The sequence below is a fragment of the Nonomuraea sp. NPDC051941 genome (genome assembly GCF_044593615.1).
Genome location: NZ_JBIUCF010000061.1, coordinates 43,638 through 56,741, shown reverse-complemented (window position 1 = coordinate 56,741; position 13,104 = coordinate 43,638). Strand labels below are relative to the sequence as shown.

The following is a 13,104-nucleotide window of genomic DNA, read 5'->3' as shown; positions in this document are numbered from 1 at the left end:
GACGTCGATGGCGACCGTTCATCATGAGGAACCGCCGGAGTCCCCGAGCGGCCCTCCGAGAAGTGGATCCGGCCTGCCCCAGCGCAAGACGGTGACCTCGGTGCTCGGGTCGCCGGCCCGCGACAGGCCCTCGGCCGCCTGGCCGCGGACGTCGCCCGTGGCCGGCGCGCAGCGTAACGCGATCTCGTGCGTGGTGTGCCATTCGTCGTAGAGGCCGCGGGTCTCGAACAGGTGCATGGCGGTGGAGGCCAGCTCCCGGCACAGCGGGCCGACGCCCAGGGCGGCGCTCTGTCGTACGGCGGCGACGATGCCGGCGCGCTCGGCGTCCACCCAGTCGAGCGGGTCGCGGTGGACATGGCGGTCGACGGCCTTCGCCTCCGGTGACCCGAGCGGGCCGCGGCCGTGCGGCAGCCGATGGTCGCCGCCACACAGCCGGAGGTGCGCTTGCCGGGTCAGGGCGAGCCAGGCACTCAGCGCGCGGCGCAGGGCGGCGTCGCGCTCGTTTTCGCGCTCGTCGGCTTCGGCGCACTCGCGGGCGTAGACGCGAGTCAGGTCGTGGAAGCGGAACCGGGTCCGGCCGGAGAGGTCGCGCCGGGCGTCGAGCAGGCGTACGTCCACGAGCTCCTCGAGGAGGTCCTCGGCCTCGGCGTCGGGCAGGTCGAGCAGGGCGGCGGCCACCCAGGCCGCGAAGTCCGGCGCCTCCAGCGTGCCGAGCAGGCGGAACAGCCGCCGCGCCGGGGCGGTCAGCCTGTGGTAGCCGGCCGCCAGGCTGGCGCGTACCGTCTGGGAGCCGTGCGAGAGCTGGCTCAGCCGGTCGCGGGTGTCGCTCAGCCGCGTGACGAGCTGGGCCAGGGCCCAGTGCGGGCGGGCGGCGAGCCTGATGCCGGCGATGCGCACCGCCAGGGGCAGCCCGCCACACCATTGGACGAGCAGGTCGGCGTCCGCGGGCGCCCCGGCTGCGCGCTCGGCGCCGATCAGGCCGCGCAGCAGTTCGAGCGAGTCGCCGGGCGGCATCACCGGCAGGTCGATCAGCCGTGCCGCGGGCAGGGCGGTCAGCCGGCGCCGGGCGGTGACCAGCACCGCGCATTCTGGCGTACCCGGCAGCAGCGGCTGGATCTGGCTCTCGTCGGCGGCGTCGTCGAGCACGACCAGGTAGCGGCCTTTGGCGAGGATGCTGCGGTACAGCTCGGCCCGCTGGTCCAGGCCCGCGGGGATGGCGGTGCCGTCCACTCCGAGCGCGCGCAGGAACCGGCCCAGCGCCTCCTCCGGATCGACGGGACGGGCGTCGCCGCCGCGCAGGTTGACGTAGAGCTGCCCGTCGGGGAACTCCGGGCGGACCTGATGCGCGGCATGCACGGCGAGGGTGGACTTGCCGATGCCGCCCTGACCCGAAACCACGCACAGCGGCAGGCCCGTTTGATCGCCGCCGGGGCACAGTGCGTCGACCGCCGCCGCCAGCTCGCCCTGCCGGCCGACGAAATCGGCGATGTCCGCCGGCAATTGGCAGACACCTCCTTCGAGCGGCGCGCGGTCAGGCTCGCCGCCCACGACCGCGACCCGCAGCCGCCGCGGATCCCGGCCCGGCTCGACGCCCGGCTCCTCCACCAGCACGCCCCGCGCCTGCTGCTCTTCCTGCGCCAGGGCGAGCATCAGCAGGTCCCCGGCCCGCTCCTCCCACGGCTGGTCGCCGATGACCTCTCGGGCATGACCGAGACCAGGCTTCGTCTCGGCGCGGTCGAGCCGGTCCTGTGTGCCGCGGCCCGGTGTCCCCTCCAAGGGCGCGGCGGCGGACTCCGGCCCGCCCTTCTCGGCCGTGAACCGGGCGAGCCGCGTTTCCTGGTCGATCGTGAGCGGATCGACTTCTTCGGCGTCGCCCGAAGAGTTGAGCTCCGGGGGAGCCTGGCCCATCGGCGATGCGCGCCTGGCCGTAGGTTCGGTGCCTGCCAGGACCGCGACGTGGAGCTGCTGGAGTTCTTCACCCGGCTCCACACCGAGCTCGTCGACGAGCACCGATCGGGCGCGCCGAAAGGATTCAAGGGCTTTGTCGCGTTGCCCCGCTCGTGCGTACCCCAGCATGAGCAGCCACCAGGCGTGCTCGTTCATCGGCTGCTCGGCGACGAATGGACGCAGGTCCTCGATCACTTCCTTGGGCCGGCCGAGGGCGAGTTTCGTCTCGGCCCAGTCGAGTCTCGCGATGGCAAGTCGCTCCTCCAGTCCGGTGATCTGAGCGGCCAGGAAACCGGCGAGCCAGGTATCTTCCGCGGGCCTCCCACGCCACAATGCGAGAGCTCTGTGAAACTGCCGGTCCGCGGCGTGCAACTCTTCCTGCGCGGCATGGCTGCGGGCCGCGCCTATCGCCTCCTCGAACTGCAGGAAATCCACTTCCGCGACGTCCGCCTCGAGAAGATATCCATGCTCCTTGGTGAGCAGTCTCGAGCCGAATGGCGCCACTCTTCGTAACTGAGCGATGTAGGTGTGCAAGTTATGGACGGCCGAGGCGGGAGGGGTGTCCCACAACGCCTTCACCAGCCGTTCCTTGGACACCCGGGTGTTGGCGTTGATGACCAGAGCGGCGAGCACCGCCCGCTGCTTGCCGTTGAGATGGACCAGCCGCCCGTCGGCCCCGCACACCTGTACGGGCCCCAGAACCTTGATCGTCATGTCCACCTAGGTGATTCCTCTCCAGCGGCAGGTTTTCGCGAAGAGCGGGTGGATGAATTTCTGTTCGGTGTCAAGAAAGCGTGTTTTGCGCAGGCAACTCGGCGCTCCCGGACGACTTGTCGGCGGGTGGGCCGGGAAACCCCGGCCCACCCCAGATGGGAATGGCGGCTTGGTCAGATTCCGTCGATCAGCCGGATGGCGATGTCCGGGCTGAACGTTCCGGCGGGCACGTTCGGCGCGATGCCGCAGTTGCCGTCCGAGTCGCCGGGAACCTTGACCCAGAGCAGCATCTCGGCGCCGCCGCCGACCTGTGCGGTGGTGCCGAGCTTGCGGCCCGAGGGGTTGCACCATTCGCCGTTGGAGCCGTTGCCGTTGCGGCTGGTGTCGATCACGAATTTGGCGGTGCCGCCGAGCGCGGAGTTGATCGCGTTGGCGTAGGTGGTCGACTGGCTGGTGGTGTAGTAGTTGGAGACGTTGACCGAGAAGCCGCGGACGTTGGCGACGCCCACGCTCTGCAGCCGGGAGGCCATGGTCGCCGGTGCCGTCCAGCCGGCGTTGCCGGCGTCGAGGTAGGCCCAGGTGTTGGCGGCCTTGTCGCGGAACTGCTCGGTGGCGTAGGTCAGCATGCGGATGCGTTCCTGCCGGGCCGTCTCGCTCATGCAGTCGAAGTCGCCCAGCGAGTCGGGCTCGATGACGACGACCGCGGGGCGGTTGCCGATGCCGGAGGCGAACGCGGAGATCCACGTCTTGTACGCGGCTTCGGTGCCGGCGCCGCCGCCGGAGTGGCCGCCGCACGCGTCGCGGCCGGGGATGTTGTACGCGACCAGGACCGGCAGTTTGTCGGCGCTGTCGGCCGCGCCCACGAAGCCGGAGACGGCGGCGGCGATGTCACCGCTCCAGTTACCGAACCACCGGGCCATCGGCTTGGAGCCGATCGAGGACTGGATCCGGGCCGCCCGGGAGTCTCCGGAGTTGTTCCTCACCCAGACCGCGGGGTTGGAGTTGGGGTCGACGTAGAAGCCGCTCGTCATGCTGATCGGACCGGACCCCGACGTCGTCTCGGTGAGGGAGACGTTGTCGAGGTAGACGGTGTGGGCGGCGTTCTTGCCGAGTTGGAACGACACCTGTCCGGCCGCCGTGCTCAGGCTGGAGGTGAAGGGGAAGCTGAAGCGCTTGCTCGTCGTGGTGAGCGCGATCGGCTGCGTCAGGGTGTTGGTGTACGGGCTGTCGGCCAGTTGCACGGTGGTGACCGCGCCGACCGAGGCGGAGGCGGTGGCGTCGAAGGACAGCGTGTAGGACTTGCCGCTGGTCAGGGCGATGTTGTTCTGGGCCACCATGGCGTCCCACGGGTTGGCCGTGCCACCGGTCACGTTGACGCGCAGCCGCCCCGTGTCCACCGCCATGGAGGTGTTGGCGGAGTTCCACCACGGCGTGGTGCCGGAGCTGAAGGTGCCGTTGACCACCAGCTCGGTCGCGGCTGTGGCGGGCGTCGCGACGGCCACCGACAGGGCGGTCACCGTTGCGGCCGTGATGGCCGCCAACCGGGTTAATACTCGCATGTACTGCTTTCCTTTCTGGGATCCCCTGTCACAGGGAGTCGGCGAAGGCGGCGATCCAGGCGAGGGATGAGTTCCAGTTGATCGCCACCTCGTTGGTGGACCAGGAGCCGATGTCGTCGATGTAGCACTTGGCCGGTGCGCAGCCGGCGAGGTTGCGCTGGGCGACCGGGTCCTGGAGACCGGAATTGGGGCCTCCGGCCAGGGAGCCGGGGGCGGGGTTGGGCAGGCTCGGGTCGATCTGGTGGGCCCAGAATCGGTGGTGCTGGTTGTGGCTGGCCCGCTCGCCGTACCCGGTGACGTAGGACTGGTTGAGCGCGTTGCGCCCGAGCAGGTAGTCCATCGACTCCAGGACCGCTTGGCGGTAGCGGCGGTCGTGGGTGAGGTCGTAGGCCGTCGCCATGATCACTGCGCTGTTGGTCGTGGCGCTGGTCGAGCCCCAGACGTACTTACCGTCGGCCGGGAGGTAGGGGTTGGCGTACCCCTGGGCGTTCATGTCGCGCACGTAGCCGTCGGCCACGGACAGCACCCGCTTGCGCGCGGCGGCGAACATGGCGGAGGGGAAGCGGCCGGGCAGCCGGGCGACGGTCAGGTCGGCCAGCGCGCCGGTCGACTGCCAGAAGAAGCCGTCCGCGGTCAGTTTCGTGGTGACGAAGGGCAGGTAGGAGCGCTTGCCGGTGGTCGCGTACAGCTCGGCGGCGGCCCAGGAGAACTCGTCGGAGACCTCGGTGTCGTCGTAGGCGCCCCCGCCCTCGCCTCCCGGTGGCGCGTAGAGGTCGGGATGCTCGCGGGCCGCACGCCAGGCGGTCTCGGCGGCCTCAAGGCAACGCCGGGCGAACGCGCGGTCCCACGCCTTCCAGATCCGGGCGCACTGGGCGCCGGCGGCGGCGAGGTTGAGCGTCGCGGCGGTGGAGGGCGGGTGGAGGTAGCGCGGCTGTGCGTCCAGATGCGGGATCGTCGGGTGCCCGGTCCACGCGGCGTCGTGCACCTTGTGGTGGACCAGGCCGCTGCCGGGCACCTGCATGCGGAGCAGGAACTCCATCTCCCAGCGGGCCTCGTCGAGCACATCCGGGACGCCGTTGCCGGACTCGGGGATGCGCAGCAGGCCGTCGCGCACCCCCTCCCGGTCGCCCTGCCCGCGCGAGCGCTCGTAGAGATCCATGAGCTGCCAGGCGGCCAGAGCGCCGTTCACGACGTATTTGCCGTGGTCGCCCGCGTCGTACCAGCCTCCGCGCACGTCCAGCGCGTGGTCGCAGGCGCCGGGCAGGCACGGGACGCGGGTGTCCCCCTGGTTCGGCGCGACGCCGAGGTGCCCGGCCGGCCTGGCGTAGGCGTCGCCGACGTACTCGGCCTCGATCGGGATGCCGCTGCGGTTGTGGTAGAAGTACGCCAGCGCGTCCCTGCGCAGCCCGTCGTACACGTCGTCGCCGATCTCGAACGGCAGGCTGACCTGGTCACCGACCGCGAGCGTGTAGCCGGTGCCCGCCTTGCGGACCGACGAGAAGTCGGCCACGTGCACCTGGTCGCCGGACATCGCGTCGGCGCCGTGCACCCGGGTGCGGCCCTGGGCCACGGCGGCGCCGCTCGGGTCGAGCAGGCGCCAGTCCAGCGGCTCCGTCCCGGGGTTGACGATCGTGGCGCGCTTGGGGCCCGAGATCGCGTAGCCGTGCTGGTTGACCCGCACCGGCGAGCCCAGGTCCCGGACGCCACCGGGCGGGAGCACCCCGCCGACCAGGGAGATCTCGTCCAGGCAGAGCGTGTACGGCTCCGTCGCGCCGCCCATCTGGAAGGTCACCTGTCCGTGCGTGTCCGAGACGTTCGACGTCGCGGTGTACTCGAACGTCCGCGGCGTGGCCGTCAGCTCGGGCCGCCGGTCCAGAGGGGTGGTGTACGGCGGGCCGGCGAGCTGGACGGTGGTGCGGATGGTGACGTCCCGGCTGGCGGAGGCGGTGAAGCGGAGCGTGTACGGCTGGCCGTCCTCCAACGGGACGTCGTTCTGGCCGATCATCGAGTCCCACGGGTTCGTCGTGCCGGCGGGGACGTCGGCGCACAGCCGGCCCGATTCGATGCGTGACGGGGTGTTCTGGCCGCTCCACCAAGGGTCTTTGCCGGCGTCGAAGCCGCCGTTGAGTAACCGTTCGTAGGAGTCGGCGTGCGCGGGGGTCGCGAGGCCGGCGAGGAGGAGGACACAGGCTGCGGACAGCCTGAGTATGGCGGACATACCGGGACCTTTCAGGTCGCTGGACAGTTCGTCCCCGGCACACCGCGGCGTCAGTGCCGGATCTTCCGCCACGGCGTCACAAGCTGTCAACCGTTTCGCGGAGATTGATCCTTGTTCTCTCCGCCCTCTTCTCAGCCGTGCGACAATCCCCTAACATCGGCTGGGAGCGCTCCCAATAATGCACGGATTTCGCACAGGAACACCGGCACAATCCGCGGCGTCAACGCAGGTAGTCGAGTGTATCAAGCGGATCAGTCCCCACTGGAACCGCTCCCGGAAGCAGGGAGATATGACATGACGACAAGGCTGGCCCGGCCGCTGCTCGCCGCCACCCTCACCGGCCTGCTCGCGGCGTGCGGCACCGGCGCACAGACGCCGGACACCGCGACCCAGGGAAAGATCACCCTGGTGGTCAAGACCTTCAGCGAGTTCGGCTACGAGGAGCTCTACAAGCAGTACGAGGCCGCTCATCCCGGGATAACGATCAAGCAGGAGAACATCGCCCAGCTGGGCGACTACCTGCCCAAACTGCAGCAGTGGATGGCCTCGGGCAGCGGAGCCGGAGACGTGGTCGCGCTGGAGGAGGGCATCCTCATCCAGTTCATGGCCAAGCCCGAGCAGTTCGTGAACCTTCTCGACCACGGAGCCGGGTCACTGAAGGCCGACTTCCTGGAATGGAAGTGGAAGCAGGCGCTCACGAACGACGGCTCCAAACTCGTCGGGCTCGGCACCGACGTCGGCGCGCAGGGCATGTGCTACCGGACGGACCTGTTCACCAAGGCCGGGCTGCCCACCGACCGCGAGAAGGTCGGCGAGCTCTGGCCGACCTGGGACGCCTACCTCGCCACCGGGCAGAAATTCGCTCAGGCCAAGACGGGAGCGCACTTCTTCGACTCGGCCGGCGGCATCTATCAGAACATCCTGATGCAGCAGGGCGACCACACCTACTACGACACCTCCAACAACCTGGTGATCGACACCAATCCCGGGGTGAAGGCGGCCTGGGACCAGACGGTCAAGATGGTCCAGGGCGGGCTGTCGGCGAATCTCGCGCAGTGGAGCCCGCAGTGGAACGCCGGGTTCAAGAAGGGCACGTTCGCCACCATCCCGTGCCCGTCCTGGATGCTCGGCGTCATCAAGGAGCAGGCGGGGCCGGAGAACACCGGCAAGTGGGACGTGGCGCGCGTGCCCGGCGACGGAGCCGTTCGCGGCGGCTCGTTCCTGGCGGTGCCGACGCAGAGCAAGCACCAGAAGGAAGCGGCCGAGCTGGTGAAATTCCTCACCAGCCCGAAGGGCCAGATCGCGGCGTTCAAGGCCAAGAGCAACTTCCCCTCGTCCCCGCAGGCCATCGACGACCCGGCGGTGCAGGGCTTCGTCAACGACTACTTCAACAACGCCCCCGTCGGGAAGATCTTCGGAGCGAGCGCGAAGGCGCTCAAGCCCGTCTACCTGGGGCCGAACAACAACCCGGTCGGTGACCGCGTCGGCAACGCGCTGATGGCCGTCGAGCAGGGCAAGCTCCAGCCGGCCGAGGCGTGGACCAAGGCCGTCGAGGACGCCAAGCGTGCTGCGAAGTAGCAAGGTGCCATCCGCCGCGCACGCGAGGTCGCGGGCGGGGCTGCTGTCCCGCCTCGACCTGGTGGGCTCGCCCTACCTCTTCGTGGCGCCGTTCTTCGTGATCTTCGGGGTCTTCGGGCTCTTCCCGCTGCTGTACACCGCGTGGGTCTCGCTGCACGACTGGGACCTGGCGGGGGACGCGGGGTTCGTCGGGCTGGCGAACTACGCGGATCTGTTCGCCGACCCCGACTTCTGGAACGCGGTCGTCAACACGCTCGGCATGTTCGTGCTGGCCACGGTCCCGCAGCTGCTCCTGGCGCTGGTCGTGGCGAGCCTGCTCAACCAGCGGCTGCGCGCGCTGACGTTCTTCCGGATGGGGGTGCTCGCGCCGATCGTCACCTCGGTGGCGGCGGTGGGCATCGTCTTCAGCCAGATCTTCGACCGCGACGCCGGCATGGCCAACGGCCTGCTCGCCCTGCTGGGCGTGGACCCGGTGGACTGGCGGGCGGACAAGTGGTCGTCCTGGCTGGCGATCTCGGTCATGGTCGACTGGCGATGGACCGGCTACAACGCGCTGATCTTCCTGGCCGCGATGCAGTCGGTGCCGCGCGACGTGTACGAGGCGGCGGCCATCGACGGCGCCTCCAAAGTCAGGCAGTTCTGGGGCATCACGGTGCCGCTGATCCGGCCGGCGATCCTGTTCACCGTGATCATCTCGACCATCGGCGGCATGCAGCTGTTCACCGAGCCGCTCATCTTCGGCCAGGGCGGCTACGCCATCTCCGGGGGCAGCCTGCGGCAGTTCCAGACCGTGGCCATGTACATGTTCGAGAAGGCCTTCAAGGACTTCGACTACGGCTACGGCTCGGCGGTCGCCTGGATGATCTTCCTGCTCATCGTCGTCTTCGCCCTGGTCAACTTCCTGGTCACGCGGAGAGCGAGATAGCCGTGCGAAACTCCGGACCCCTGGTCTACCTGACCCTGCTGGCGGCGATCGCGCTGTCGGTCTTCCCGCTCTACTGGCTGTTCGTCGTGGCCACCAGGGCCAACGACGTCGTCGGCGACTGGCCGCCGCCGCTCACCCCGGGCGGCAACCTGGGCGAGAACGTCACGCGGCTCTTCGCGGCCGAGGACGCCAATTTCCTGCTGGGGATGGTCAACTCCGCGATCGCCTCCGGCACCGTGACCGTGTCGGTGGTGTTCTTCTGCTCGCTGGCCGGCTTCGCGTTCGCCAAGCTGCGCTTCCGCGGCAGGAACGCGCTGCTGCTCGTCATCCTGGCCACGATGATGATCCCGGTCCAGATGGGCATCATCCCGCTCTACATGATCATGGTGGAGCTCGGCTGGCAGAACCGGCTGCAGGCGGTCATCGTGCCGTTCCTGGTCTCGGCGTTCGGCGTCTTCCTGATGCGGCAGTACGCCGAGCGGGCCGTCCCCGACGAGTTGGTCGAGGCGGCGCGGGTGGACGGCTGCTCGACCTTCGGCATCTTCTGGAAGGTCGTGCTGCCGGCCCTGCGGCCGGGCGCCTCCGTGCTGGGGTTGTTCACCTTCATGGGCACCTGGAACGACTTCCTGTGGCCGCTGGCCGTTCTGGAGGCCGACAACCCGACCGTCCAGTTCTCGCTCAGTCAGCTGTCCAGCACCTATTACACCGACTACACGCTCATGTTCTCCGGAACGCTGATCGCCACGCTGCCGCTGCTGGCCGTGTTCCTCGTATTCGGCCGCCAGATCATCGGCGGCATCATGGAAGGAGCCGTCAAGGCGTGAACACGTTCGATCCTGGCTTTCTCTGGGGGGCCGCCACCGCGAGCTACCAGATCGAGGGGGCGGTCGCCGAGGACGGACGCGAGCCCTCGATCTGGGATGTCTTCTCCGCGCAGCCCGGCAACGTGCGCGAGGGCCACACCGGCGACGTCGCCTGCGACCACTACCACCGCTACCCCGACGACGTCGCCCTCATGGCCGAGCTCGGCCTGCGCGCCTACCGCTTCTCCGTGGCCTGGCCGCGGGTGCAGCCGCTCGGATCCGGGGCCGTCAACCAGCGCGGCCTGGACTTCTACCGGCGTCTCGTGGACGAGCTGCTGGGGCGCGGGATCGAGCCGTGGCCGACGCTGTACCACTGGGACCTGCCCCAGCCGCTGGAGGACGCCGGCGGCTGGCCCGCGCGGGAGACGGCCCTGCGCTTCGCCGACTACGCCGCCGCCGTACACGACGCGCTGGCCGACAGGGTGACGCACTGGACCACGCTCAACGAGCCCTGGTGCTCGGCCTACCTCGGGTACGCCACCGGAGAGCACGCGCCCGGCCGGCGCGAGCCTGCCGCCGCCATCCGTGCCGTGCACCACCTGCTGCTCGGTCACGGCCTGGCCGCGAGCGCCATGAGCGGCTCGCGGGTCGGCATCACGCTGAACCCCACCCAGGCCCGCCCCGAGACCGGTTCGGCCGAAGACCTGGAGGCCGCGCGCCGCATCGACGGCGTGGCCAACCGGATCTTCCTGGACCCGCTGTACCGGGCCGCGTACCCGGCGGACGTCATCGCCGACCTCGCCGCCGTGACCGACTTCGAGCACGTCCATGATGGCGACCTCAAGACGATCGCCGCGCCGCTGGACTTCCTCGGCGTCAACTACTACACCCCGGCCATCGTCTCGGGCATCGTCTCTGGCGACGGTCTCGCTCTCCCGCAGGACAAGCCGACCCCGTACGTCGGATCGGAGACGGTGCGGTTCGTGGACGGCGGCCGGCCGCGGACCGCCATCGGATGGGAGATCGACGAGAGGGGGCTGTCCGACCTGCTCCTGCGGCTCGCCCGCGACTACCCCGTGACCGCCCTCTACGTCACCGAGAACGGGGCGGCCTACGACGAGGAGGCGCACGACGCCGACCGGATCGCCTACCTCGACGGCCACCTGCGCGCCTGCCATCACGCCGTCACGCAGGGAGTGCCGCTGCGCGGCTATTTCGCCTGGACCCTGCTGGACAACTTCGAGTGGGCACACGGGTACTGCCAGCGCTTCGGCCTGGTCCACGTCGACTTCGCCACGCAGCGCCGTACCCCCAAGGACAGCGCGCGCTGGTACGCCGAGGTGATCAGGCGCGGTGGGCTGTGAGGCCCACGATCGAGCAGGTGGCCGCACACGCGGGGGTCGGCCGGAGCACGGTCTCCCGCGTGGTCAACGGCTCCTCCAAGGTGGGCCCGAAGACCAGGCTCGCCGTGCAGAAGGCCATCGAGGAGTTGCGCTACACCCCCAACCGGGCCGCGCGTTCGCTGGTCACCCGGCGCACCGACACGGTCGCGCTGGTCATCTCCGAGTCTCCCGAGCGGGTGTTCAGCGACCCGTTCTTCGCGGGAGCGGTACGCGGCATCGCGGCGCAGCTCACGACGTCCGGCAAGCAGTTGCTGATCACCATGGCCCGGTCGGGCAGCGAGCGGCCGGCCTTGGAGGCCTATCTCGGGGGCGGCCACGTGGACGGGGTCCTGCTGCTCTCGCTGCATCACGAGGATCCACTGCCAGCCCGCCTGGGGGAGCTCGGCGTCCCGGCGGTGGTGGGTGGCAGGCCGCTCGATCCCGCTCTCGCCGCCCATGTCGTGGACGTGGACAACCAGGCCGGAGCGTACCTGGCGGTACGGCACCTGATCGAGCGGGGGCGGCACCGGATCGCGACCATCACGGGGCCCATGGACATGCTCGTCAGCGTCCACCGGCTGGGAGGCTATCGCGACGGCCTGATCGCCTCCGGGCTCGAGGAGAATCCCGATCTCGTGGCGGGCGGGGACTTCAGCGAGCAGAGCGGCGCCGAAGCCACGCGGGAGCTGTTGGCCCGCAGGCCCGACCTTGACGCGGTGTTCGCCGCCTCCGACCTGATGGCCCTGGGCTCGCTGCGGGTGCTGCGCGAGGCAGGCCGCGCCGATGTGGCCGTCGTGGGCTTCGACGACTCGCCGTTCGCCGAGCAGGCCGGGCTCACCTCGGTCCATCAACCGGTCGAGGACATGGGGCGGGAGATGGTCCGCCTGCTGCTCATGCTCATCGACGGCGGGACGCCGAGCCGATCCGTCCTCGTCCTCACCCCACACCTCGCGATAAGGGAGACTTCATGAAATTTCGCCATCTGGGGCGCAGCGGGCTCATGGTCAGCGAGATCGCCTACGGCAACTGGCTGACCGAGGACACCGTCGAACCCTGCGTGCACGCCGCCCTCGACGCCGGGATCACCACGTTCGACACCGCCGACGCCTATGCCGAGACCCGCGCCGAGGAGGCGCTCGGCCAGGCGCTGCGGGGCGTCCGCCGCGATTCGGTGGAGATCCTCACCAAGATCTACTGGCCCACCGGCACCGGCCCCAACGACCGCGGCCTGTCCCGCAAGCACATCATGCGCTCGATCGACGGCTCCCTGCGCCGCCTCGGCACCGACTACGTGGATCTCTACCAGGCGCACCGCTACGACTACGCCACCCCTCTGGAAGAGACCCTGCGGGCCTTCGACGACCTGGTGCGAAGCGGCAAGGTCCTGTACGTCGGCGTCTCCGACTGGACGGCGGAGCAGATCGCCGACGCGCTGCGGATCGCCGACGACCTGGGCCTGGACCGGATCGTGTCCAACCAGCCGCAGTACAACCTGCTCCGCAGGGTCATCGAACCGGAGATCCTCCCGCTGTGCGCCAAGGAGGGTGTCGGCCAGCTCGTCTACCAGCCGATGGCCCAGGGTGTGCTGGCCGGGCGCTACTCCCCCGGCCAGGCGCCGCCCGCCGAGGCGCGCAGGGAGTTCGTGGGCCGCCTGCTCACCGACGACGTCCTGACGCGGGTGGAGCGGCTCCGCCCGATCGCGGCGGACCTCGGGCTGACCATGGCGCAACTGGCGATCGCCTGGGTGCTGCGCGGCCCCGGGGTCTCGGCCGCGATCGTCGGCGGCTCACGGCCCGAGCAGGTGCGCGACAGTGCGGCGGCATCCGGGGTGCCCCTCGCGGACGATGTGCTCGATACGATCGACCAGATCCTGGACGACGTGGTGGAACGTGTGGCCGACGGGCCGTTCAGCCCGCTCACCAGGCCCTGATCGAAATTGGGAGCGCTCACAGACTGGAAGCCTGGTACGCTCCCCATG

General features: G+C 69.9%; 9 protein-coding genes. 6 read left to right on the top strand and 3 right to left on the bottom strand.

All coding sequences use genetic code 11. The features are described from left to right. Window positions 1–21: 21 nt before the first annotated feature. The 3 genes from ACIHFD_RS58415 to ACIHFD_RS58405 all read right to left on the bottom strand — a co-directional run bounded on the left by ACIHFD_RS58415 (window position 22) and on the right by ACIHFD_RS58405 (window position 6,438). Window positions 22–2,661: an AfsR/SARP family transcriptional regulator gene (locus ACIHFD_RS58415; protein WP_397374293.1), complete on the bottom strand. Its 2,640-nt coding sequence runs from the start codon at window positions 2,659–2,661 to the stop codon at window positions 22–24. 173 nt (window positions 2,662–2,834) lie between these two features. After that, window positions 2,835–4,220 carry a glycoside hydrolase family 6 protein gene (locus ACIHFD_RS58410; RefSeq protein WP_397374292.1) on the bottom strand — a complete coding sequence of 462 codons (1,386 nt, stop codon included), beginning with the start codon at window positions 4,218–4,220 and terminating at the stop codon, window positions 2,835–2,837. Window positions 4,221–4,248: 28 nt separating this feature from the next. Beyond that, window positions 4,249–6,438, bottom strand: coding sequence for a glycoside hydrolase family 9 protein (locus ACIHFD_RS58405; RefSeq protein WP_397374291.1), 2,190 nt, complete (start codon window positions 6,436–6,438; stop codon window positions 4,249–4,251). A gap of 294 nt (window positions 6,439–6,732) precedes the next feature. Here ACIHFD_RS58405 and ACIHFD_RS58400 point away from each other — a divergent pair, with 294 nt between their 5' ends. The 6 genes from ACIHFD_RS58400 to ACIHFD_RS58375 are packed head-to-tail and all read left to right on the top strand — an operon-like array spanning window position 6,733 to window position 13,056. Next, on the top strand, window positions 6,733–8,016 hold the full coding sequence (locus tag ACIHFD_RS58400) for an ABC transporter substrate-binding protein (protein WP_397374290.1): 1,284 nt from the start codon (window positions 6,733–6,735) through the stop codon (window positions 8,014–8,016). Beyond that, window positions 8,003–8,941, top strand: a complete 939-nt coding sequence (locus tag ACIHFD_RS58395) for a carbohydrate ABC transporter permease (RefSeq protein WP_397374289.1) — start codon at window positions 8,003–8,005, stop codon at window positions 8,939–8,941. Before ACIHFD_RS58400 ends, ACIHFD_RS58395 begins: the two co-directional genes overlap by 14 nt. Window positions 8,942–8,943: 2 nt before the next feature. Then, complete coding sequence (locus tag ACIHFD_RS58390) at window positions 8,944–9,765, top strand: carbohydrate ABC transporter permease (protein ID WP_363965129.1); 822 nt, start codon at window positions 8,944–8,946, stop codon at window positions 9,763–9,765. Then, complete coding sequence (locus ACIHFD_RS58385; protein WP_397374288.1) at window positions 9,762–11,108, top strand: GH1 family beta-glucosidase; 1,347 nt, start codon at window positions 9,762–9,764, stop codon at window positions 11,106–11,108. The genes ACIHFD_RS58390 and ACIHFD_RS58385 overlap by 4 nt, the downstream gene beginning before the upstream one ends. Then, window positions 11,105–12,097, top strand: coding sequence for a LacI family DNA-binding transcriptional regulator (locus ACIHFD_RS58380; protein ID WP_397374287.1), 993 nt, complete (start codon window positions 11,105–11,107; stop codon window positions 12,095–12,097). The genes ACIHFD_RS58385 and ACIHFD_RS58380 overlap by 4 nt, the downstream gene beginning before the upstream one ends. Continuing rightward, window positions 12,094–13,056: an aldo/keto reductase family protein gene (locus ACIHFD_RS58375; protein ID WP_397374286.1), complete on the top strand. Its 963-nt coding sequence runs from the start codon at window positions 12,094–12,096 to the stop codon at window positions 13,054–13,056. The genes ACIHFD_RS58380 and ACIHFD_RS58375 overlap by 4 nt, the downstream gene beginning before the upstream one ends. Window positions 13,057–13,104: the final 48 nt, after the last annotated feature.

What these genes read in the sequence shown, in the direction of transcription:
- ACIHFD_RS58415 (WP_397374293.1), bottom strand. Translation starts at nt 2,661, where the DNA reads ATGACGATCAAGGTTCTGGGGCCCGTACAGGTGTGCGGGGCCGACGGG.
- ACIHFD_RS58410 (WP_397374292.1), bottom strand. Translation starts at nt 4,220, where the DNA reads ATGCGAGTATTAACCCGGTTGGCGGCCATCACGGCCGCAACGGTGACC.
- ACIHFD_RS58405 (WP_397374291.1), bottom strand. Translation starts at nt 6,438, where the DNA reads ATGTCCGCCATACTCAGGCTGTCCGCAGCCTGTGTCCTCCTCCTCGCC.
- ACIHFD_RS58400 (WP_397374290.1), top strand. Translation starts at nt 6,733, where the DNA reads ATGACGACAAGGCTGGCCCGGCCGCTGCTCGCCGCCACCCTCACCGGC.
- ACIHFD_RS58375 (WP_397374286.1), top strand. Translation starts at nt 12,094, where the DNA reads ATGAAATTTCGCCATCTGGGGCGCAGCGGGCTCATGGTCAGCGAGATC.